The sequence below is a fragment of the Belnapia sp. genome, from assembly GCF_059504005.1.
The window spans coordinates 1-21,889 of sequence record NZ_JCACHU010000149.1; the positions used below are offsets into that span (position 1 = coordinate 1).

21 protein-coding genes are annotated in these 21,889 nt (G+C 72.8%); 13 read left to right on the forward strand and 8 right to left on the reverse strand.

What is annotated here, in order from left to right:
* Positions 1-131: 131 nt before the first annotated feature.
* The 6 genes from AC5JJ1_RS21425 to gtdA form a co-directional block, all read right to left on the reverse strand.
* On the reverse strand, positions 132-863 hold the full coding sequence (locus AC5JJ1_RS21425) for an ISAzo13 family transposase (protein ID WP_495787144.1): 732 nt from the start codon (positions 861-863) through the stop codon (positions 132-134).
* Entirely contained in the window at positions 772-1,413 is a 642-nt protein-coding gene (locus AC5JJ1_RS21430) for an ISAzo13-like element transposase-related protein (protein ID WP_495785642.1), read from the reverse strand. Before AC5JJ1_RS21430 ends, AC5JJ1_RS21425 begins: the two co-directional genes overlap by 92 nt.
* Before the next feature lie 88 nt (positions 1,414-1,501).
* Positions 1,502-2,341 carry a transglycosylase SLT domain-containing protein gene (locus AC5JJ1_RS21435; RefSeq protein WP_495787163.1) on the reverse strand — a complete coding sequence of 280 codons (840 nt, stop codon included), beginning with the start codon at positions 2,339-2,341 and terminating at the stop codon, positions 1,502-1,504.
* A gap of 176 nt (positions 2,342-2,517) precedes the next feature.
* The gene (locus tag AC5JJ1_RS21440; protein ID WP_495787145.1) at positions 2,518-3,723 is read right to left on the reverse strand and encodes a hypothetical protein; all 1,206 of its coding nucleotides are present in this window, start codon (positions 3,721-3,723) and stop codon (positions 2,518-2,520) included.
* A 26-nt stretch (positions 3,724-3,749) separates the two neighbouring features.
* On the reverse strand, positions 3,750-4,124 hold the full coding sequence (locus tag AC5JJ1_RS21445) for a hypothetical protein (RefSeq protein ID WP_495787146.1): 375 nt from the start codon (positions 4,122-4,124) through the stop codon (positions 3,750-3,752).
* Between the two features lie 88 nt (positions 4,125-4,212).
* Positions 4,213-5,277, reverse strand: coding sequence for a gentisate 1,2-dioxygenase (gtdA, locus tag AC5JJ1_RS21450; protein WP_495787147.1), 1,065 nt, complete (start codon positions 5,275-5,277; stop codon positions 4,213-4,215).
* A 117-nt stretch (positions 5,278-5,394) separates the two neighbouring features.
* Between gtdA and AC5JJ1_RS21455 the strand changes: the two genes are divergently transcribed.
* Together AC5JJ1_RS21455 and AC5JJ1_RS21460 are read left to right on the forward strand one after the other, a co-directional pair.
* Positions 5,395-6,522, forward strand: a complete 1,128-nt coding sequence (locus AC5JJ1_RS21455; protein ID WP_495787148.1) for a patatin-like phospholipase family protein — start codon at positions 5,395-5,397, stop codon at positions 6,520-6,522.
* Between the two features lie 64 nt (positions 6,523-6,586).
* Entirely contained in the window at positions 6,587-7,567 is a 981-nt protein-coding gene (locus AC5JJ1_RS21460; protein ID WP_495787149.1) for a cyclase family protein, read from the forward strand.
* Positions 7,568-7,622: 55 nt separating this feature from the next.
* Here AC5JJ1_RS21460 and AC5JJ1_RS21465 read toward each other — a convergent pair whose 3' ends face one another.
* Complete coding sequence (locus AC5JJ1_RS21465) at positions 7,623-8,222, reverse strand: DedA family protein (RefSeq protein WP_495787150.1); 600 nt, start codon at positions 8,220-8,222, stop codon at positions 7,623-7,625.
* On the reverse strand, positions 8,219-9,907 hold the full coding sequence (locus AC5JJ1_RS21470) for an ArnT family glycosyltransferase (protein ID WP_495787151.1): 1,689 nt from the start codon (positions 9,905-9,907) through the stop codon (positions 8,219-8,221). The genes AC5JJ1_RS21465 and AC5JJ1_RS21470 overlap by 4 nt, the downstream gene beginning before the upstream one ends.
* 51 nt (positions 9,908-9,958) lie before the next feature.
* Here AC5JJ1_RS21470 and AC5JJ1_RS21475 point away from each other — a divergent pair, with 51 nt between their 5' ends.
* From AC5JJ1_RS21475 to AC5JJ1_RS21525, 11 genes are all read left to right on the forward strand, one after another.
* Complete coding sequence (locus AC5JJ1_RS21475; RefSeq protein ID WP_495787152.1) at positions 9,959-11,203, forward strand: RsmB/NOP family class I SAM-dependent RNA methyltransferase; 1,245 nt, start codon at positions 9,959-9,961, stop codon at positions 11,201-11,203.
* Between the two features lie 122 nt (positions 11,204-11,325).
* Positions 11,326-12,006, forward strand: coding sequence for a ribulose-phosphate 3-epimerase (rpe, locus tag AC5JJ1_RS21480; protein ID WP_495787153.1), 681 nt, complete (start codon positions 11,326-11,328; stop codon positions 12,004-12,006).
* Complete coding sequence (locus tag AC5JJ1_RS21485; protein WP_495787154.1) at positions 12,006-13,661, forward strand: heparinase II/III family protein; 1,656 nt, start codon at positions 12,006-12,008, stop codon at positions 13,659-13,661. Before rpe ends, AC5JJ1_RS21485 begins: the two co-directional genes overlap by 1 nt.
* Before the next feature lie 217 nt (positions 13,662-13,878).
* Positions 13,879-15,444 (forward strand): ABC transporter substrate-binding protein, encoded by a 1,566-nt coding sequence (locus tag AC5JJ1_RS21490; protein WP_495787155.1) that lies wholly within the window; start codon positions 13,879-13,881, stop codon positions 15,442-15,444.
* On the forward strand, positions 15,444-16,289 hold the full coding sequence (locus AC5JJ1_RS21495) for a Rieske (2Fe-2S) protein (RefSeq protein WP_495787156.1): 846 nt from the start codon (positions 15,444-15,446) through the stop codon (positions 16,287-16,289). Before AC5JJ1_RS21490 ends, AC5JJ1_RS21495 begins: the two co-directional genes overlap by 1 nt.
* Positions 16,282-17,934, forward strand: coding sequence for an acetate--CoA ligase (locus AC5JJ1_RS21500; RefSeq protein ID WP_495787157.1), 1,653 nt, complete (start codon positions 16,282-16,284; stop codon positions 17,932-17,934). The genes AC5JJ1_RS21495 and AC5JJ1_RS21500 overlap by 8 nt, the downstream gene beginning before the upstream one ends.
* 191 nt (positions 17,935-18,125) lie before the next feature.
* Positions 18,126-19,247, forward strand: coding sequence for a glycosyltransferase family 4 protein (locus AC5JJ1_RS21505; RefSeq protein WP_495787158.1), 1,122 nt, complete (start codon positions 18,126-18,128; stop codon positions 19,245-19,247).
* A gap of 15 nt (positions 19,248-19,262) precedes the next feature.
* Complete coding sequence (locus AC5JJ1_RS21510) at positions 19,263-19,751, forward strand: YcgN family cysteine cluster protein (RefSeq protein WP_495787159.1); 489 nt, start codon at positions 19,263-19,265, stop codon at positions 19,749-19,751.
* Positions 19,748-20,686 carry a dihydrodipicolinate synthase family protein gene (locus AC5JJ1_RS21515; protein ID WP_495787160.1) on the forward strand — a complete coding sequence of 313 codons (939 nt, stop codon included), beginning with the start codon at positions 19,748-19,750 and terminating at the stop codon, positions 20,684-20,686. The genes AC5JJ1_RS21510 and AC5JJ1_RS21515 overlap by 4 nt, the downstream gene beginning before the upstream one ends.
* Positions 20,687-20,700: 14 nt before the next feature.
* The gene (locus AC5JJ1_RS21520) at positions 20,701-21,003 is read left to right on the forward strand and encodes a cupin domain-containing protein (RefSeq protein WP_495787161.1); all 303 of its coding nucleotides are present in this window, start codon (positions 20,701-20,703) and stop codon (positions 21,001-21,003) included.
* A gap of 32 nt (positions 21,004-21,035) precedes the next feature.
* Positions 21,036-21,734 carry a M48 family metallopeptidase gene (locus AC5JJ1_RS21525; RefSeq protein WP_495787162.1) on the forward strand — a complete coding sequence of 233 codons (699 nt, stop codon included), beginning with the start codon at positions 21,036-21,038 and terminating at the stop codon, positions 21,732-21,734.
* Positions 21,735-21,889 lie beyond the last annotated feature (155 nt).

Sequence of the window (21,889 nt, forward strand, 5' to 3'; positions counted from 1 at the left end):
GCCAGCTGTCCAGGTCCTGCAAACCACGGCCCATTGCCTGCCTCCCGGAACCCAAACCCCTCCAACCGGTTCAAAGACAACGCAAGACGGCGCTAAGAGTGCCCAGGTAGTGCTAGGGGCACGGCAGGGATTTAATTCGCCATGACCTCGGTTTGCGGCCGTGGTGACAGTGTGTAGTTCCATTGTGGGCAGGTGGTATGCCTGGTGAGGAGCAGGCGCTGCATGTCTGCGTCGGAGACGGCCTCACCCTGCTCATTGCCGCCGCGCTTGAGGTGGGCGGTTACGGTCAGGCCCGCCGCGGTCGTGGTTCCGGCAATCAGAGACTGGGCAAGATCGAAGCTGCGCAGGGGCACACCGGCCCAGTTGATGCTGATGAAGCTGAATAGGCGGTGCTCAATGGGGTTCCACTTCGAGCAGCCGGTTGGATAATGACAAACCGTTACCTCGAGCCCGAAAGCATCACATAGCTGCTCCTGGATCTGCGCCTTCCAGACCCGAGAGCGGCAGCTGTTCGAGCCACCAGCGTCGGCCAGCACCAGCAGGCGGTCCGCATCGGGAAAGGCTCGCTGGCCATCCTGCCACCACCAGTCGCTGATCGCCTCGACCGCGAAGCGTGGTGTGTCGAAGCAGTCGCCGATCACGACGAAGCCACGGTTCGTTTTTGTCTCATAGATGCCGTAGGGAATGGCTTGGCCGACTGCATCCTGCGGCCAGTCGTGCACCAACACCGGATCGGCCTGTTGGCACCAGCTGCGTCCAGGGTTCTTGAAGTTACCGATCAGCTCCTTTTTTTTTCGAATCAACGCTGATGACCGGTGCACCCGCAGCCTCGAACCGTCGGCGCTCTTCAGCAATGTGCTCAAACTGCGCATTGCGTTCAGGCGCGCTGCGCGTCTCACCGCATCTGGTATTGGCCTTCGGCGAGTAGCCGAGCTCACGCAGCAGCCGGGCCACTGTTGGTCGGCTCGCCGGGTGGCCTGCAGCGCTTAGCGCTTCGCTGAGTTGTCGCAGCGAGCGGCGCTTGCCTTTGGTGCGCTTCCCCATGGGATCACCGGCTGTCTCAGGCTCCAGCAGGTTTTCCAGTGCCGTGGTGAGCCCAGCATCCTGCCTTTCACGTGCCGGGCGCCCGGCGCCTTGGCGTCGAATGCGCTCCGGTGTACGGTCCGCCAGGCCAGAGGCCAGTTCGCGCTGGCCACGCGCGATGGTGTGCCGGTCCAGCCCCGTGATCTCGGCAAGCCGTTGCACTCCGCCGTGACCTTGGCGGGTGGCCTCAACGGCGGCAAACCAGCGACGCTGCTGCTCATCCAGGCGGCTGATCAGCAGGTTGATCTGCCGATGCAGCAGCTGATCGGGATGGGGCTGGCGTGAGCGACAGGCAGCGCAGCCGCACTGATGCAGAACAGAGGCAGCCATGATCACCTCCGCGCCAAGGTCGTGGGACGCGATGCCGATTTTACCGCACCTGCCCGGTAAACCTGGGAAAATTATTGCGTGCCGTGCCCTAGGGCCGCGGCGGGGCGGGCTCCGCCGAAGCCACGGGCTGCGCCGCGAAGGTGAAGAATTGCGCCGCCAGGCCGGCATCGCGCCGGAACAGGCGGAAGGCGGCATTGAAGAAGCCGCAGTAGCGGTCCGCATGGGCGCCGGTCCCGCCCGGGTATTGCAGCATGCGCCAGCGGTTGCTCGGCGACGGGTCGTGGCGGACGGCGCCGGCATTGTAGGCGCATGCGACGACCGGCGGGTCGAGCAGGGTGCGCGGGGCGGCCTCGGCGATGCAGGCGGCGCCGGCGGCGATGCTCACCTCCGGGCGGCGCAGTTCCTCCGGGGCGACGGGGCGGCGGAGGACGGCGCTGGCGGTCGAGACCAGGGTCTGCATGCAGCCGATCGAGACGCGGTGGGGCGTCGCCTCATAGCTGCGGAAGCCGGGCTCCTGGCGCTCGGCCAGCGGGTCGCCGCCGGATTCGGTGGCGATGCAGGCGGCCAGCAGCTCGACCGGCAGGCGGTGGCGGCGCGACGAGGCCTGGAGCGGTGCGCCGAAGCCCGCGAGGATGCGGCGGATCATCGCCTCCTGCGCCGGGAAGGCGGGGAGCTCGCCGGCCTCGAGGACGATCCCGAGCCCGGTGAGCGACCAGCGGGTGCCGCCGCCGAAGCGGGCATGCGGCAGGGCGAGGGCGGCCAGCGCCTCCGGGGCGAGCGGGTCCGCGGGCGGCGGGGCGGCGGGCATCAGGCGGGACCAGAGCGCCGCATCCGCCACGCCGTCGGGCGGCAGCCCGAGCAGGGACTGGAGCGCGGCGACGGCGGCGGCTGTGGCGGGGCCGAACAGCCCGTCGGCGCTGCGGACCAGGCCGGCGACCGGGGCGGGCCAGCCGGCCGGATTGCAGGCGGCGCTGGAGCTGGAGCACGTCCTCGCCGCGCATCATCGGCTGGGTGAGGCGGAGGGTGCGGGGCATCATGGGCAGCTCCGGTGCAGGGCGGCGGGCGGCTGGGGGGTGCGGCGGCAGGCGACGGCGAGGGGCGGCTTCATGCGGCGCCGGCCAACTGGCGGCGGAGCAGGCCGGTGGCCTGGGCACGGGTGAGGTCGGGGCTGGCGGCCATGCCGGTCAGCAGCAGGACCAGCCGGTCGAGATCGCGGCCGGCGGGGTCCCGGCGCAGCGCGGCGAGCGCCTCGCGCAGGACCGGCTGGGGGACGGGCGCCGCGGCGAGGCCGGCGGGGGCGAGGTCGATCGGCCGGCCGTCCACGGCGTCGATGCTGCCGTCGAGCAGGTGGCCGCGGAATTCCTGGAGGCCGGCGGCGAACTCGTCGGCGCTGGCGAAGCGGCCCGGGGTGTCGAGGGCGATGCGGGCGGGCTCGGTCTCGCCCTGGGCCAGGGTGGCGAGGCGGGTGGCGGCGGCGAGGCGCCCGGCCGGGCCGAGGTCGGGTGTGAGGAAGGCGCGGGCGAAGATGGGGGAGGCCTCGAGCGCCGTGAGGGCGACGGCGCCGTCGACGGGGCCGGGGGGGAAGAGGTTGACGGTATAGGGGCGGTCGAGGATGCTGGCCTTCCAGCGCCCGAAATGCTCGCTGCCCTGGCCGATGGCCTGGAGGGCGCCGAGGCCGATGGCGGCGACGAGGCCGGCGGGGCCGCCGAGGCCGAGCAGGCCAGTGCTGCCGCGGAGCGCGCCGAGCGTCTCGGCGATCAGGCTGGTGGCGCCGGGGGCGGCAGGGGCGGCCGCCTCTGCGGCGCCGGCGGCGCGCTGGGCGAGGGTGCTCTCCGGGGCCGGTTGCACGGTGCCGGCGGGGATGGGGCCGGCGGCAGGGGCGGCGGCGCGGGCCTGCTCGGTTTGCCGCGTGGCGAAGTAGAAGCTGATGACGGCGCCGATGAAGCCGGTCAGCGCCTCGGCGCTGGCGAGGCCGAGCGGCTTCTGCAGGCCGATCAGCAGGAAGCCGAAGATGACGATGAAGCAGGAGATGAGGGCGCGGATGGTGCCGTCCGGCACGCCGCAGGGCAGTTCGGTCAGCCGGGCGAAGGCGGCGGGGCCGGCCCCCTGCGCCGCGGCCTGGAGGCGGCGGGCGAGGCCAGCCAGCAGCACGGCCATGCCGGCGACGAAGAGGACCAGCGCGCCGATGACCAGGGCGATGGGCCAGGCGACGACTGGGGGATGGGTGGCTGCCTCGGTGAAGAAGGCGGCGGCGTCGGGGGGTGGAGCATCGGTCCCTCCTGCGGGGTGCAGGAAGGACCGTATTAGCAACGAAACGGATTGTAAAGCTTATTTTCCTAGGTGGCCGAGGGGCTGTTCGCCAGCATGGACTTCAGCCGGGCGACATCCGCCTGCGGGGCGGAGATGCGCAGCGTGGTGCGTCCGTTCTCCTGGGTGATCTCGGTGCAGCGGCGGTCCACCGGGCCCTCGCGCACCAGGGTCTCGAGGGCGAGCTTGGCGCCCTCCTGGCTCGGGAAGGGGACGGTGAAGCTGGCGAGGCCGGCGGACTGGGCGGCGACGCTGCTAGGCATCATGTCCTCGGCCGGCACGGCGCGGGTGCCCTGCTCGGCGGTGTTGCCGACCGGATCGCTGGCGGGGAAGGTGTCCTCGACCGCGGCCTCGACATTGGCGTCGCGGGTCTTGTCGGGGCGTTCCTGGGTGGGGCTCGGCATGGCTGGGGTCCTGATTCGTGGTCGGGATCGGAACGCCTGGGGAGCGGTCGGGTTCGGGCGCGGGCGGGCCGGCGAACCCGCGCTGCCGTCACGCGATGCGTTCCTCCCGCCACAGGCCGAGCTTCTCCTGCGCGGCGCGGTCGGAATAGGCGAAGAGCACGAGCGGGGTCTCGGCGCGGAGCTCGAGGCTGTGCCAGGAGGGGATGACGAGGAGGTCGCGCTCGGCGAGCGGGTGCTCCACGCCCTCGATCCGGGCGGTGCCGCTTCCCTCGACGACGACCATCACCGTGCCGTCGGTGCTGCGGCGGGGCTGCGTCTCGAAGCCGGCGGGGAGGTGGCGGACATGGGCGGCGATGGTCGGCATCACCGGGCCGCCATCGGCCGGGTTCACGAATTCCAGGGCGTGGCCGAGATGGGGGTCGGGCGCCTCGGCCGCGGCGAGGGCGAGGAGGCTCTCGCGCCACTCCGCGTAGGGGTAGTGGAAGAGGGGCTGGCGGGCGGGGCGGCGGTCGGCGGCCGTGCCGCGCAGCGGGCGGAGGTTGCGGCCGTAGCGGCGGGCGCTGTCGCCGGGGGGGACGGTCTCGGGGTGCGAGGGCTCGGGCAGGCGCTCGGCGAAGCTCGCCTCGTAGAAGCGGACGGTCGGGATATCGAGGCCGTCCAGCCAGATCATCGGCCTGTCGCTGGCATTGCCGTGGTCGTGCCATTGCCAGTTCGGGGTGAGGACCAGGTCGAAGGAGCGCATCACGACCTTCTCGCCATCCACCGCGGTGAAGGCGCCGTCGCCCTCCATGACGAAGCGCAGCGCGCATTGGGCGTGGCGGTGGCAGGGGGCGACCTCGCCGGGAAGGATCAGCTGCAGGCCGGCATAGAGGCTAGGGACGATGGCGGAGGTGCCGGGGAGGCCTGGATTCTCGAGGATGAGGACGCGGCGCTCGGCCTGCTCGGCGCTGATGAGGTCGCCGGCGCGCAGCAGGTAGTCGCGCGCCGGGGCGTAGGACCAGTGATGCGGCCGGGCGGCGGAGCGGGGGGTCGGCGTCACCAGAGCCGAGAGGACTTCCCAGAGCGGGTAGAGGCTTTGCGGCCGCATCTCGGCATAAAGGGCCTCGAGTTGCGCCTGCTGCTGGTTGGGGCGGGATGCGGCGGTGCCGTCCATGGACTGGTCCTCCCTGTGCCGACGAGTATAGGGAAGCGAGGCGTGATGCGGGAGGGTGTTGCGGCGCGGCGGTTTACGGTGCAGCAACCGCCGCTGCCGCTTGCGGAGAGATGCCCCATGGAGCCCATCGCCTGCCCCTTCGGTCGCGTCGCCCTGGTGCTGCAGGGAGGCGGGGCGCTCGGCTCCTACCAGGCCGGCGTCTACCAGGCGCTGCACGAGGCGGGGCTGGAGCCGGACTGGCTGGCCGGCGTCTCGATCGGCGCGGTCAACGCGGCGATCATCGCCGGCAACCGGCGCGAGGACCGGCTGGAGCGGCTGCGCGCCTTCTGGCAGCGGATCACGGAGCGGCCGGTCTGGCCCTTCGCCCCGGAGGGCGACGTGCTGCGTCGCGCGCGGAACGGCGCGAGCGCCTTCGAGACGCTGCTCTTCGGCACGCCGGGCTTCTTTGCGCCGAACAGCCCCAATCCCTGGTTCGCGCCGCGCGGGGCGGGCGGGGCGACGGCCTTCTACGACACCGCGCCGCTGCGCCGGACGCTGGAGGAGCTGGTCGACTGGCGGCTGCTGGAGAAGCCGGGCGGGCACCCGCGGCTGGCGGTCGGCGCGGTCAATGTGGTGACGGGCAATTTCCGCTACTTCGACAGCGCCGAGCAGCACCTGGCGCCGGAGCATGTCATGGCCTCCGGCGCGCTGCCGCCGGGGCTGCCGATGGTGAAGGTGGATGGCGCCTGGTACTGGGATGGCGGGCTCGTCTCCAACACGCCGCTGCAATACCTGCTGGAGGACGAGATAGACTGCCGCGACGCGCTGGTCTTCCAGGTCGACCTGTTCCCGGCGCGCGGCACCCTGCCGCGCGACATGGAGGAGGTGCTCGCGCGGGAGAAGGACATCCGCTACTCCTCGCGCACGCGGATGAACACCGATGCCTTCACGGCGCGCCGGGAGTGGCAGGTGCGGCTGCGGCAGGCCCTCGGCAAGGTGCCGGAGGAGGGGCTGAGCGAGGAGGAGCGCGGCTTGCGCGACAGGCTGGCGCGGCTGCCGCGGCTTGCCATCCTGCAGATGGTCTACCAGGCGCGGGCCTATGAAGGGCAGTCGAAGGACTACGAGTTCGGCCCGGACACGATGCGCGAGCATTGGGCCAGCGGCTACGAGGACACGGTGCGGACGCTCAAGCGGCGCGACTGGCTGGAGCTGCCGCCCGAGGTGCCGGGCATCGTGACGCACGACCTGCACCGCGAGGGCGACTGATCACCGATCGCGGCAGCGTGACCGCCGGCGGGCGCTTCGCTGCCGCTATCCTCCCCCGGCTCTGATGCGGGAGGGGACGATGCTGAAGCAGATCGGCAAGACGGTGCTGGCGGCGGCGATGCTGGTGCCGCTTGCGGCCTCGGGCCAGCAGCAACCGCAGCAGCAGGGAGCGAACTGGTATCCCTCGCGCTACGGGGCGAACGACCAGATCGGGGCGATGAACCTGCTGACGCCGCAGAAGGTGCTGGAGGCGGCGCGGCTGGTGCAGCGCGGGCAGGTCTACCGGCTCGGCGTGCCGGTCGGGCGCGAGACGCCGGCCTTCCCGCCGCGCAGCGCCTCGGTCACGGTGATGATGCCGGACCAGTTCGAGGGGGCGACGGTGCCCTCCGAGAACCGCATGTCCTATGCGGACGACATGTTCACCGGCTGGCTCGGCGTCGGCAGCCAGATCGACAGCTTCGCGCATCTCGGCATCGACAACGTCTTCTACAACGGCAACCACGCGCGCGACTTCATGCGCACGACGGGGGTGACGCGGCTCGGCGTCGAGGGCATCCCGCCGATGGTGACGCGCGGCGTGCTGGTCGACATGACGAAGGCGCGCGGCAAGCCGATGCTGGAGGAGGGCGAGATCATCACCGCCGACGACCTGCGGGCCGCGATGCGCGACCAGGGCGTCGAGGTGCGGCAGGGCGACGTCATCCTCATCCACACCGGCTGGGTCGAGCTGCTGGAGCGGGATCCGCCGCGCTTCGGCAAGGGCGAGCCGGGGATCGACAACGGCGCGGCGGAGTTCCTCGCCTCGCTCGGCGTGGTCGCCGTGGGCGCGGATACCTGGGGCGTGGAGGCGGTGCCCTTCAAGAACCCGAACCGCATCTGGGAAGGGCACCAGACGCTGCTGGCGAAGAACGGCATCCACATCCTTGAGGTGATGGACACGCGGGCGCTGGCGCGGGACGGGGCGAAGGAGTTCCTTTTCGTGCTCGGCCAACCGCTGCTGAAGGGAGCGGTGCAGGCGATCATCAACCCGGTCGCCATCCGGTAGGGGCGCTGGCGCAAGCTCCGCCCGGCCGGGATCGCATGGCCGGAGCTTGCCCGATCTACCCCGCCCGCCGCGCCCGGCGGATACGCAGCGCGATGATGCCGAAGACCAGCAGCATCAGCGTGAGCCCGGCGGTGCCGGCCCAGTCCTCGATCAGGTGGAACTGGTCCTCGAGCAGGAAGCCGGCGGTCGCCAGGCCGCCGGTCCAGATCGTGGTGCCGAGGGCGCTGAAGCCGTAGAAGACCGGGCGCGGCAGGGCGACGAGGCCGGCCGGGACGGAGATGCCGGTGCGGATGCCGGGCATCATCCGCGCCAGGCAGACCGCGGCGGCGCCGTTGCGGCGAAGGGCGTCCTCGGCGCGGGCGAGGGTCTCGCGGTTCAGCCCGACATAGCGGCCGTAGCGGTCGGCGGCGAGGCGGATGCGCTCGGTGCCGAAGGCGCGTGCCGCCTCGTACCAGAAGGCATTGCCGACGAGCGAGCCGGCAACGCCGGCGCCGATCACGCCCCCGAGCGAGAGCTGGCCGCGGGCGGCGGCGAAGCCGGCCAGCGGCATGATCACCTCCGACGGGATGGGCGGAAACAGGTTCTCGGCGACCATCAGCAGGAAGACGCCGAGCAGGCCGGCGGAGACGACGAGCTCGGAGGCCCAGGCGATCATGACGGCAGCCTGTACAGGAGGAGGGTGACCCAGCGGCCACGGGAGTAGTTGAAGCCGGTCACGCTGGCGATCTCCTCCGGCAACAGAGCGAGCGACGTGGCACGCCGGCGGAAATCCGCCTCGGCGCGGTCGCCGACGGCGACGACCCGGCCGGGGCCGGCGACGAGGAATTCGGCGGCATCGGCGCCGGTGCGGAGGAAGCGGACGTCCTGGCCGAGGGCGAAGAGCACCGAGGGCTCGGAATGGCCGGTGATGCCGAAGCGGTCGGCGGGCAGGCCGGGGATGCGCGCCTCCACCACCTCGGCGAGGCGGGGGGCGATCCAGAGCGGGGTGAGGTGGGCCGCGACGCCCTCAAGGACCGAGGCGTAGAGCGGCACAGCGAGCAGGGCGCCGAGCAGCCCGGCCCGGCCCCAGGCGCGCAGGCGGGCGGCGCGCAGCAGCAGGAAGACGAGCACGCCCGCGGCGGGGACCGCCAGCAGCCCGGCGGGGAGGATGCGGCGCTCTAGGTACCAGGGCGCGGCGAGCGCGGCGGCGGCCAGCGCCGCGGCGACCAGGACCAGCCCGGCGATGCCCGCCCAGCGCCACCAGCGGCCGGGCGGGTTGCGCATCGGGTTGATCGCCCAGGCGGCGCCGAGCAGCATCAAGGCCGGGTAGAGCGGCAGGGTGTAGTGCGGCAGCTTGGTCTGCACCGCCTCGAAGACCAGCCAGGAGGGCACCACCCAGGCGAGCAGGAAGCGCGTCGGCGGGTTCAGCCGGTCGCGCCAGGCATTGGGCAGGGCGGCGAGCACGATCCAGGCGCCGGGGAAGGCGGCGATGGCGAAGGTCAGCAGGTAGTAGCCGGGCGGGCCCCAGTGCTTTTCCTCGCCCGAGCCGATCTTCGAGAGCATGTCGCCGCCGACCGCCTGCTGGAAGAAGCGGCCCTCCGTGGCGATGCCGATGGCGACGAACCAGGGCGCGGCGGCAGCGATCATCAGCGGCAGGCCCCAGCCGGGGCGCAGCGCGCGGAGCCAGGGCGCCTCGCGGTCGCTCGCCGCCAGGGTGATGCCGGCCAGCAGCGGGACCATCGGCCCGATCGGGCCCTTCAGCAGGATGCCGAGGCCCAGCAGCAGCCAGAAGCCGGCCGCCTGCCGCGCGGTGAAGGCGTCGGGGCGGAGATAGGCCTGGCCGAACAGGCCCATGGCGCCGGCGATGGTCGCCAGCAGCGCGGCATCCGTCTTGGCGATGTGGGTCTCGGCGACCAGCACCAGGGAAGAGGCGAGCATGGCCGAGCCGAGCAGCGCCGCCCGCCGCCCGACCAGGGCGCGGCCCCAGTGGAAGGTCGCCAGCACCGCGAGCATGGCGCCGGCGAGGCTCGGCAGGCGGTAGGGCCAGATCATGTCCCGCGTGCCGAGATGGGTCGCTTCCACCAGATGCACCGAGGCGGCCTGCAGCCAGTGGATGCCGGCCGGCTTCTTGTTGCGCTCCTCCTCGCCGAAGCGGATGCGGACATAGTCGCCGCTCTCGACCATCTGCCGGCTGGCCTGGGCGAAGCGGGCCTCGTCCCGGTCCGTCGCCGGCAGGGTGAAGAAGCCGGGCAGCCAGAGCAGCAGGCAGAGCAGGGCCAGGAACAGCTTCGGCCGGCGCTGCAGCGCATCCGGCAGGAGGCCGAGCGAGGGGTCCGGGCTGGAGAGGGCCGAGAGATGCATGATGGCGCGCGGACTAGCACGCGCCGGGGGCGGGGGCCATAAACCGCTGCCATGTCCTCCCATCTCGGTTCCCCCACCCGCCGCGCCGCCCTCGCCCTGCTGGAGGCGGTGATGACCCGCCATCGCCCGCTGGAGGAGGCGCTGGATGCGCTGCCGAAGGGCATCGCGCCGCGCGACAAGGCGGCGGCGCACCGGATCGCCGGCGCCGTGCTGCGCCGGGCGGGGAGCCTCGATGCGGTGCTGGAGCCCTATCTGCGGCGGGAGCCGCCCTCCGAGGTGCGGCAGGCGCTCCGGATGGGGGCGGCGGAGCTGCTGCTGCTCGGCACGCCGGCGCATGCGGCGGTCGCCAGTTCGGTGACGCTGGTGCCGAAGCCCTTCTCGGGCCTGGCCAATGCGGTGCTGCGGCGGGTGGCGGAGGCGGGGGCGGCGGCGCTCGAGGGGCTGGATGCCGAGCGGCTGGATACGCCGCCCTGGCTGTGGTCGGCCTGGCATGCGGCCTATGGGCCGGGCGTCAGGACGATCGCGGCGGCGCATCGGGCGGAGGCGCCGCTCGACCTGTCGCTCCTGCCGGGCACGGCGGCGCCGGAGGGGGGCGAGGCGCTGCCGGGGGGAAGCTGGCGCTATCCGCCCGGGACGCGGGTCGCGGAGATGGCGGGCTTCGCCGAGGGCGGGTTCTGGGTGCAGGACGCGGCCGCCACGCTGCCGGCCAAGCTGCTCGGGGTGAAGCCGGGGGAGCGGGTGCTCGACCTCTGCGCGGCGCCGGGGGGGAAGACGGCGCAGCTCGTCGCCGCCGGCGGCCAGGTAGTGGCGGTGGAGCGGGAGGCGCGGCGGGCCGCCCGGCTGCGGGAGAACCTGGCGCGGCTGCGGCTGGCGGCGGAGGTCGTCGAGGCGGATGCCGCCGCCTGGGATGCGGGTGGAGCGGTCTTCGACGCGGTGCTGCTCGATGCGCCCTGCACGGCGACGGGGACCATCCGGCGGCATCCGGACGTGCCCTATCTGAAGCGCGCGCGGGATGTGGGGGCGATGGCCGAGGTGCAGCGGGCGCTGCTCGCCGCGGCGGCGCGGCGGGTGGCGCCGGGCGGGCGTCTGGTCTTCGCCACCTGCTCGCTGCAGCCGGAGGAGGGAGAGGGGCATGCGGTGCCGGAGGGCTTCACTGCAGATCCGGTGCGGCCAGGAGAGGTGCCGGGGTTGGAGGCGGCGATCGGCGGCGGCGGCACGCTGCGGACGCGGCCGGATCTCTGGGCGGAGCGGGGCGGCCTGGATGGCTTCTTCGTGGCGCGGTGGCGGCGCGTCTGAGCTATTTGCGGGATATTAAGCGCGAGCAAAGCAACCTTTGGTAGAAATCGCCTCAACGCAGCGGCGGGGCTGGCCTGACGGCGCCTTGCCCCCGCCCTCCCGCCGCCGCTAGAACCGCCGGGATGCCCAAACGCCCTGTCCGGATCGCGCCTTCCCTGCTCGCCGCCGATTTCGCCCGCCTCGGCGAGGAGGCGCGGGCCGTCGCCGATGCCGGGGCGGACTGGCTGCATCTCGACGTCATGGACGGGCATTTCGTCCCCAACATCAGCTTCGGCCCCGTTGTGGTGAAGGCGCTCAGGCAGCATCTTGCCATCCCCCTGGACGTGCACCTGATGATCGCGCCGGCCGACCCCTACCTCGCCGCCTTCGCCGAGGCCGGGGCGGATGTCATCAGCGTGCATGCGGAGGCGGGGCCGCATCTGCACCGCAGCCTGCAGGCCATCCGCACCCTCGGGAAGCGGGCGGGGGTGGTGCTCAACCCGGCGACGCCCGTCGGCGCGGTCGAGAACGTGCTCGATCTCTGCGACCTCATCCTCGTCATGTCGGTCAATCCGGGCTTCGGGGGGCAGGACTTCATCGAGGGCCAGCTCGGCAAGATCGCGGCGCTCCGGCGGATGATCGATGCGCATGAGGCGGCCGGCGGCCAGCCGGTCGACCTCGAGGTGGATGGCGGGGTGACGGCGGAGACGGCGCCGCGCTGCATCGCCGCCGGGGCCGATGTGCTGGTGGCGGGGACGGCGGTGTTCGGCAAGCCGGATTACAGGGAGGCCATCCAGGCGCTCCGACCCAGGGTCATGGCCTGATGCGCGATATTATCCGCGGGACGCGGCGTTTCATCTCCGGCTTGCGGCCGGTGAAGGTGCCGGATGCGCCGGCGCGGGCCTTCCGCGACCTGTGGCCGGGCGATGCCAACCGGGGCGCGCGGCTGCTGCGCGGCGAGTTCGAGCATCTCGGCACCACGCACCGGCTCGACCCGGAGAGCGGGGCGGGCTGGGACAATGCGGCCGGGCCGGTCGCCTGGCGGGCGGCGGCGCATGGCTTCGCCTGGATGCGGGACCTGCGCGCCCTCGGGACGGATGCGGCGCGCACGCGGGCCCGGGACCTTTCCGAGGACTGGCTGGGGCGCGGGGCGGAGGAGGCGCTGGCCCAGGCGCCGGACGTGGCGGCGGCGCGGGTCTCGGCCTGGCTCGGCCATTGGGACTTCCTGGCGGCGACCGCCGAGGACGGGTTCCGCAAGCGGCTGCTGGTGCGGCTGGCGCAGGATGCGCGGGGGGTCGTCGCCTCGCTGCCGGCGGAGGCGATGCATCGCGGGGCGCTGGTGACGCTGAAGGGCGCGATCGCGGCGGCCGTCGCGCTGGAGGAGGAGGCCTGGATGACCCGGGCGCTCCGCTTCCTCCCCGGCGAGCTGGAGCGGCAGTTCCATCCCGATGGCGGGCATGTGGAGCGTTCGCCGGTGCAGCAGCTGCTGGCGATGCAGGACCTGATCGAGATCCGCAACCTGCTGCATGGGGCGGGCATCAACCCGCCCGCCCTGCTGGCGACGGTGCTGGAGCGGGCGGGGCAGGCGCTGCGGCTGTTCCGGCATGGGGATGGCGGCCTAGCGCAATTCAACGGCACGCGGGAGGAGGGGGCAGGGCTGGTCGACCTGGTGCTGACCCAGGGCCAGGCCCGCGGCCGGGCGCCGATGCTGCTGGAGGAGACCGGCTTCCACCGGCTGCAGGCCGGGCGGACCCTGGTGATCGCCGATGCGGCGGCGCCGCCGCCGGCCCGGGCGCGCGATGCCGAGACGGGGATGCCGCGCGGGGCGGACCGCTATGCGCATGCCGGGACGCTCTCCTTCGAGATGTCGGTCGGGCGGGACCGGCTGGTGGTCAATTGCGGCGCGGCGCCGGGGGCGGATGCTGCCTGGCGGGATGCGCTGCGGGCGACGGCGGCGCATTCGACGCTGATCCTCGCGGACACCAACAGCAGCGAGCTGCGCGAGGAGGGGCTCGGCCGCCGGCCGGAGCGGGTCGAGCAGGAGCGGCACGAGGCGAACGGCGCGCAATGGCTGGAGGCGAGCCATGACGGCTGGCGGAAGCCCTTCGGCGCGGTGCACCGGCGGCGGCTCTACCTGGCGGAATCCGGGGACGACCTGCGCGGCGAGGACATGGTCGAGATGCAGGAGCCGGAGGCGAAGCCGCCGGGCTTCGTCCTGCGCTTCCACCTGCATCCCGGCGTCACGGCGAGCCTCGTCGAGGACGAGCAGGCGGTGCTGCTGCGGCTGCCCTCCGGCCAGGGCTGGCGGCTGCGCGCCAAGGGAGCGGTAGTGAGCCTGGAGGAGAGCCTCTACCTGGGCGGGGAGCAGCGACGGAACATCCAGATCGTGCTCTCGGCCGCGGCGGGGCAGGACACGGTGCAATGGGCGCTCGGGCGGGTGACGGCGGCCGCGGCGCCGGGCGAGGCGGTGGACGGGTAAGGGCGGCGCAACGGGAGCTTCCCCCTTCGGGTCCGCGGTGACGGAGGTGCTCGCCATCCACGCCGGATGCCGAGAGTCCGGACTGGCGAACCGTTTCCTGTAACCGATTGATGACCGCGAGCCTCCCCCGCGGCGTGCCGCTTGCGCTCGGATTGGATGCCTGCATCTGATCCCGGAAGCCGTGCGTATTCCCCCGGCATCAATGAGCGAGCAGAGAATGCAGCGTAGGACTTTCCTCGGCGTCGGCTCTGCCCTGGCCATGCCACGGGTCGTGCGGGCGCAATCGGCGGGCCTGCTGCGCTTCGTGCCGGCCTCCGACCTCTCGGTCCTCGACCCGATCGTGACCTCGACCTACATCACCCGCAACCATGGCTACATGGTGTTCGACCAGCTCTATGGGCAGGACGACGCCTTCCGCGCCCGGCCGCAGATGGCCGAGGGCCATGCCATCGAGGAGGATGGCCGCCGGGTGACCATCCGGCTGCGGCCGGGCCTCGTCTTCCATGACGGCGAGCCCGTTCGTGCGCGCGATGCCGTGGCCTCGATCCGGCGCTGGGCGGCGCGCGACCAGCTCGGCCAGACGCTCATGGCCGCGACGGAGGAGCTGGCCGCGGCGGGCGACCGGGACATCCTCTTCCGGCTGAAGCGCCCCTTTCCCCTGCTGTTCGACGCGCTGGCCAAGACCTCGCCGCCGGTGGCCTTCATGATGCCCGAGCGCATCGCCGGGACCGACCCGGGCCGCGCGATCACCGAGATGGTCGGCAGCGGCCCCTTCCGCTTCCTCGCCGAGGAACGGGTGCCCGGCGCCCGCAACGCCTATGCGAAATTCGACCGCTACCTGCCGCGCGAGGGCACCGTCAGCAGCACGGCGGGACCCAAGGTCGTGCATTTCGAGCGGGTCGAATGGCTGACCATACCCGACCCCTCGACCGCGGCGGCGGCCATCCAGACCGGCGAGATCGACGCCTGGGAATATCCGGCGACCGATCTGCTCCCTCTCCTGCGCCGGAACCGGGACATCCTGGTGGAGAACCCGGATCCGACCGGCTTCATCGCCGTGCTGCGCTTCAACCAGCTGACGCCGCCCTTCAACGATCCGGCGATGCGCCGCGCGCTGCTCTCGGCGATCGTGCAGGAGGATTTCGTCCGCGCCGTCGCCGGCACCGACCCGGCGATGTCGAATACCGGGATCGGCTTCTTCCCGCCCGCCTCGCCGATGGCTGGCGCGGCGGGGATGGAGGCCCTGACGGGGCCGCGCGACCTCGCCGCGGCCCGGGCCGCGCTCGCGCCGCTGGCCGGGCAGCGCGTGGTGCTGATCGGCCCGGCGGACTACCCGCAGGTCCAGGCGCTGACGGAGGTGGCGGCCGACATGCTGCGCCGGGTCGGCCTCAACCTCAGCTACGCCCCCACGGACTGGGCGACCGTGCTGCAGAGCCGGTCCAACCGGGGGCCTGTCGAGCGCGGGGGCTGGAACCTGTTCTGCACCTTCCTCTCGGGCCTCGACCTGATGAATCCGGGCGTGAATTTCCTGCTGCGCGGCCATGGCGAGGCCGCCTTCGCCGGCTGGCCGACGGCGCCGGCGCTCGAGGCCTTGCGGGAGGAATGGCTGGCCGCGCCCGACCCCGGGACGCAGAAGGCCATCGCGGCCCGCGTCCAGCAGCAGGCCTTCGTCGACCTGCCCTACATCCCGCTCGGCCAGTTCTTCCAGCCGACGGCCTGGCGGCGCAGCATCCAGGGCGTGCTGAAAGGCCCGACGCTGTTCTGGAACGTGAGGCGCTCCTGATGTCGACCAGCACCACGCCCGAGGCGACCGCCGCCGATCCGGCGCTGCACCTCGCCGCCACCTACCGCCGCGAGATCGGCGCCAGCGTCGAGCGCATCTTCGAGAACGTGTTCGACTGGGAGCACCTCCCCGCGCTGCACGACACCTACTTCACCGCCATCGAGCTGCTGGACGCCGGCGACTGGGGCTGGCGCGTCCGCCTGTCCCGCCCGCCGAGCACGCCGGAGCGCGAGCAGGTGCTGCGGCTCGAGGTCGACCGGGAGCGGCAGCGCTACACGGCGGTCTTCGAGGCGGGCATCGGCGCCGGGACGCGGTTCTGGACCCTGCTGACCCCGCTCGCGCCGCACCGCACGGCGATCGAGGTGCGCTACTACCTGCCGGAGGCCCGCCCCGAGCGGCTCGAGATGCTGGGGACGAAGTACCTCGCCAGCTGCGAGCGGCTGTGGAGCGAGGACGAGGCGATGATGCGCCACCGCGAGATGGCCGAGGCGCGCGCCCGTGCCTGGGCCGCGGCGCCGCGGCCCCCGGCCCTGCCCGTGCCGCTCGGCCCGCGCGCCTCGCTCCGCCTGCCGATGCTGGTGGAGTTCGCCGGCCGGCCGTTCCGGGTGGTCGAGCTCGGCGACGGCTCGCTCGCGGCGCATTCCACGATCTGCCCCCATTGGCTCGGCCCGCTGGACGAGGTGCCGCTGGAGGAGGGCTGCGTGGTCCGCTGCCCCTGGCATGGCTGGCGGTTCGACGCGCGGAGCGGCGCGGGCCTCGACGGCCGCCGCGCCCGCCTGACTCCGGCGCCGGCCGTCGAGACCGCCGCGGACGGGACGGTGAGGCTCGTGGCGCGGGATGGCTGACCCGGCCTTCGAGGCGGCGCTCGACCGGCTGCGGCTGGTGCCGGCCGGCGAGGGCGGGCGCCGCCGGATTCCCCTGCCTGCCCGTGCCAACATCGCGGGCGACACGCTCGGGCGGCACGCCGCGGGGCTGCGCGCCGGCGCCGTCGCCATCCGCTTCGAGGCGCTGGACGGCAGGGTGACGGATATCACCTATGCCGGGCTGGACGATGCGGTCCGCCGCGTCGCCTCGCTGTTCGCCGCCCTCGGCGTCCGGCCCGGCGACCGCGTCGCCATCCACACCGATGCCCGGCCCGAGACGGTGATGGCGCATCTCGCCTGCTACCGGCTGGGCGCCATCGCCACGGCGCTTTCCCAGCGCTACGGGCCGGAGACGCTGCGGCACTGCCTCTGCGACAGCGGTGCCCGCCTGCTGGTGACCGAGGCGGCCGCGTGGCGGCCCGTCGCCGCGCTGCGCGCCGCCTGCCCGGCGCTCGAGCATGTCCTCGTGGTCGGCGGGGCGGGGCCGGGGGAGCGCCCCTTCGAGGACTGGCGTGCCGCGGCGCCCCAGGCCGGCCCGCCGCTCGACACCGCGGCCGAGGACCCGGCCCTGCTGGTCTACACCTCCGGCTCCACGGGGCAGCCGAAGGGCGTGCTGCATGCCCACCGCCTGCTGCACGGCTACACGCCCTCGATCGCGCTGTTCTACGACCTGTCGCTCGACATGGCGGATGCGGTGCTTTGGACGCCGGCCGACTGGGGCTGGCTCGCGGCCTGGGTGGACACGATCTGGCCGGCCCTGCAGCTCGGGCACCGGCTGGTCTGCAGCCCGCATCGCTTCGAGCCGGCCTGGGCGCTCGACTTCATGGCGCGGCACGGCGTGACCCATACGCTGCTGCTCCCGACCGGGCTGAACCGGCTGGCGCAGATCCCCGATCCGCGTGCGGGGCGCAGCCTGCGGCTGCGCTGCATCTTCACCGGCGGGGAGCCCCTGCCGGCCAGCACGCTCGACTGGGTGGAGGAACGGCTCGGCACCGTGCTCAACGAGGGCTACGGCATGTCCGAGGTGAACCACATGATCGGGAATTGCCGGGCGCTGCGGCCCATCCGGCGCGGCTCCATGGGCTGGGAGTATCCCGGCCATGTGGCGGCGCTGGTGGACGAGGCCGGGCAGCCCGTCCCGGACGGCGAGGTGGGCGAGATCGTCACCGTCCCGACGACGCCGACCCTGTTCCTCGGCTACTGGAACCGGCCGGACCTGACCGAGGCGATGCGGCTCGGCCCCTGGGTGCGGACGCGGGACCTCGCGGTGCGGGATGCGGAGGGCTACTTCTTGTACCGCGGCCGCAGCGACGACCTGATCAAGGCCGGCGGCGCACGCATCGGCCCGACGGAGATCGAGGATGCGCTGATGGCGCACCCCGCCGTGGCGGAGGCCGCGGTCGTCGGCGTGCCGGACCCGGCGCGAGGCCAGGCCGTGAAGGCGTGGATCCGGCTGGCGGCGGGCGTGGCCGCCGACGCGGCGCTGGAGGAGGCGCTGCGCGGCCATGTCCGCGACCGGCTCGGCAGCTTCAAGGTCCCGCGGCACCTTGCCTTCCTGGACGAGTTTCCGCTGACCAGTTCGGGCAAGGTCTCGCGGTCGGCGCTGCGCCGGCTCGAGGAGGGCTGAGCGTCCAAGCCGGCATCGCCAGCCGTCCGGCCCTGAGGGGACGGGGTGGGCGATGCCGCCTGGTCCACGGCATCCCCCGCGGGAACGGGACATGCAGCGCGAGGTTTCGGCCGATCGCCCAACCGGTGCGGACGGGACACTGCGCATGACGCACCCTTCCTGCCCGGGCGCCGAGGCCGTAAGGGGGCGGCATGCCTGCTCCCCTCAAGATCGCCGAGGTCATCAATGTCGATTTCTCGCTGCGGCACTTCCTGCTGCCGCTGATGCGGGGCGCCCGGGCGCGGGGGCATGAGGTGGTGGGGCTCTGCGCCGAGGGGCCTCTGCTCGACCTGCCGCGGGCGGAGGGGTTCCGCATCATCCCGGTGCCGATGGCCCGCAGCCTCAACCCGGCGGCGCAGGCGCGCTGCCTGGCCGAGCTGCGCCGGGTGTTCCGCAGGGAGCGGTTCGACCTGGTGCATGCGCATATGCCGATCAGCGGGCTGCTGGGGCGGGCGGCGGCGAAGGCCGCCGGGGTGCCGCACATCGCCTATACCTGCCACGGCTTCCTCTTCAACCAGCCGGGGCCGGCCTGGCGGCGGGGGCTGTCGCTGGCGCTGGAGCTGGCAGCGGGGCGGATCACCGACACCTACCTGACCGTCAGCGAGGAGGAGGCCGCGGATGCCAGGCGGCTCGGCATCCATCCCGCAGCGGTGCCGGTGCTGAACGGGCGGGACCCGGCGCTCTTCCGGCCGGATGCGGCGGCGCGGGCGGCGGTCAGGGCGGAGCTGGGTGCCGGGGAGGGGGAGTGCGTGGTGCTCGCCGTCTCCCGCCTCGTGCGGCACAAGGGCTATCCGGAACTGCTTCAGGCGATGGAGGCGGTGCCGGGGGCTGTCCTCTGGGTCGTGGGCGAGCGGCTGGCGACGGATCACGGCGAGGATCTCGAGCCGCATTTCGCCTGGGCCGAGGCAGCGATGCCGGGGAGGGTGCAGCGGCTCGGCTACCGACACGACGTGGCGCGGGTGATGGCGGCGGCGGATGTCTTCACCCTCCCGAGCCATTTCGAGGGGCTGCCGATGTCGGCCATCGAGGCCATGCTCTGCGGCCTGCCGGTGGTGGCGACGGATATCCGCGGCCCGCGGGAGATGGTGGCGGAGGGGGAGACGGGCTTCCTCGTGCCGCCGGCCACCGTCGGGCCGCTGGCGGAGGCGCTCGGGCGGCTCGCCGGGGATACCGGGTTGCGGGCGCGGATGGGCGCAGCGGGCCGGGCGCGGGCCGCCGATCGCTTCGATGAGGCGAAGGTGGTGGGGCGGACGCTCGATCTGCTCGGCCTCTAGGTCTAATGTGCCTCGGTGAACAGCATCCTGCCTTTCTGGAAGACCAAGCCGCTCCAGGCCATGAGCCGGGCGGAATGGGAGAGCCTCTGCGACGGCTGCGGGCGCTGCTGCCTGCACAAGCTGCGCGACGAGGACACCGACGAGGTGGTCTTCACCGAGGTCGCCTGCCGGCTGCTCGACACCGGGAGCTGCCGCTGCCGCGACTATGCCAAGCGCCGCCAGCACGTGCCGGATTGCGTGAAGCTGACGCCGGCGCGGCTCGCCGTGATCGACTGGCTGCCGCCGACCTGCGCCTATCGGCTGGTGGCGGAAGGGCGCGACCTGTTCTGGTGGCATCCGCTCATCTCCGGTACGCCGGAGACGGTGCACGAGGCCGGGGTTTCGGTGCGCGGGCGGGCAGTGACGGAGCGCGAGGCGGGCGCCCTCGAGGATCATGTGGTGGAATGGCCGGGACGCCTGCCGCGCAAGGCAAGGCCGTCGCCAAAGAAAGGAGAGACGTCATGAAGGATGCCCTGTTCGGCGGCGTGAATGCCGCGGTGCTGACGGCGATGAAGCCCGACCTCTCGCCCGATCCGGCGCGGATGGCGGGGCATGCGAAGTGGCTGCTCGCCCATGGCTGCAACGGCCTCGGCGTGCTCGGCACCACGGGCGAGGCGAACAGCTTCGGCCTGCATGAGCGGAAGCAGATCCTGGAAGGCCTCGTCGCGCATGGCGTGCCGGCGGCGACGATGATGCCGGGCACGGGCACCGCCTCGCTCGCCGATACCGTGGAGCTCACGCTGCACGCCAAGGCGCAAGGCTGCCGCGGCGTGCTCGTGCTGCCGCCCTTCTACTACAAGAACCCGAGCGATGACGGGCTCTTCGCCTGGTTCTCCGAGGTCATCAACCGCGTCGGCGGCGGGATCGCGCTCTATCTCTACAATTTCCCGCAGCAATCGGCGGTGCCCTTCAGCCTCGCGCTGATCGAGCGGCTGCTGAAGGCCTTCCCGGGCGCGGTGAAGGGCGTGAAGGACAGCGGCGGCGACTACGCCAACATGAAGGCGATGATCGACGCCTTCGCCAGGGACGGGTTCGAGGTCTATTCGGGCTCCGACGAGTTCGTGCAGAAGATCCTCGCCGAGGGCGGCGCGGGCTGCATCACGGCGGCGAGCAATGCGAACAGCCATTGGGGCGGCATCGTCTATGCGCAGCGTACCGGTGCGGAGGCCGATGCGGCGCAGGCCGTGCTGACCGCGACGCGCAAGGCGGCGACGAGCGTCGCGCTGATCCCGGGCTTGCGCGAGATCATCGCACGCAGCACGGACGACGAAGGCTGGCGCACGATCCGGCCGCCGCACCTCAAACTGTCGCAGGCGCAGGCCGATGCGGTCTGGCAGGCCTGGCAGGCGGCGGGCGCGCTGCCGCTGCCGGAGCTCGGCGTCAAGGCCGCGGCGGAATGAGCTTCACCGAACCCATGAGATGCCGGGAGCCGGCGACCGGCACAGTGCAGATCGACGACGAGAACATCCGCGTCACGCGCTGGGACTTCAATCCCGGCGCGGAGACGGGCTGGCACCGGCATGGTTGGCTCTACGTCGTCGTTCCCGTGCATGACGGCACGCTGCTCGTGGAGCTGCCGGGCGGCGAGACGATGACGGCGGAGCTTAAGGCGGGCGTCTCCTACACGCGCAAGGCAGGCGTGGAGCACAACGTCGTCAATGCCGGCAGCGCGCCGCTTTCCTTCGTCGAGACCGAGTTGAAAGCGTTGCCGGGTTGAACTGCGGGCCGCTTGCTGCGCATGGTGGCCCGATGGACCAAGGTGACGAGTCTTTCGGGCAGGAGGCCGGCTTCCCCGGCCCCGTGCAGTGGCGGCGTTCGGCCCGGGCAAGGCGCGTGAGCCTGCGGATCGATGTGCGGAGCGGCTCGGTGGTGGTGACCCTGCCGCCGCGGGCGGGCCGGCCGGCCGGCGTCGCGCTGCTGAAGACGCATGCAGCCTGGGTGCGCGAAAGGCTGGCGGCACTCGCGCCGCCGGTCGTCTTCGAGCCCGGGGCGGAGGTTTCGCTCGGCGGCGTGGCGCATGTGGTGCGCGTGGCCGAGGAGCGGACCGGCGAGGCCTGGCTGGAGCCGGGCGCGATCCTGCTCGGCGGCGGCGAGGATGTGGCAGCGCGCGTCGCCGCCCTGCTGCGCGAGCAGGCGGTGGAGCGGGTCGCGGCGCTGGTCGCGCGGCATGCGGCGGTGCTCGGCCTCGCCGCGCGGCGGGTGCGGCTGAAGGATACAAGGAGCCGCTGGGGGAGCTGCGCGCCAGATGGCACGCTCGCCTTCTCCTGGCGGCTGGTGATGGCGCCGGACTGGGTGCTCGACTACGTCGTCGCGCATGAGGTGGCGCATCTCGGCGCGATGAACCATTCGCCGGAATTCTGGGCGCTGGTCGGGCGGCTGACGCCGCACCGGCAGGCGGCGGTCGCCTGGTTGAAGGAGAACGGGCCGGGGCTGCTGCGCGCGGGATAGGGCGGTTTCCGCTCGCCTCGGCTCACGGAACCGGCTCTGGCTTGATGTTCGCGCGAGCAAATTACTCCGACCGGGCGATTCCACCCGATCGGCGTTTGCTCTATTGACCTTCACGGAAGTTGGGTAAGGCTCAGGCCGACGTGCCGGAAACAGCC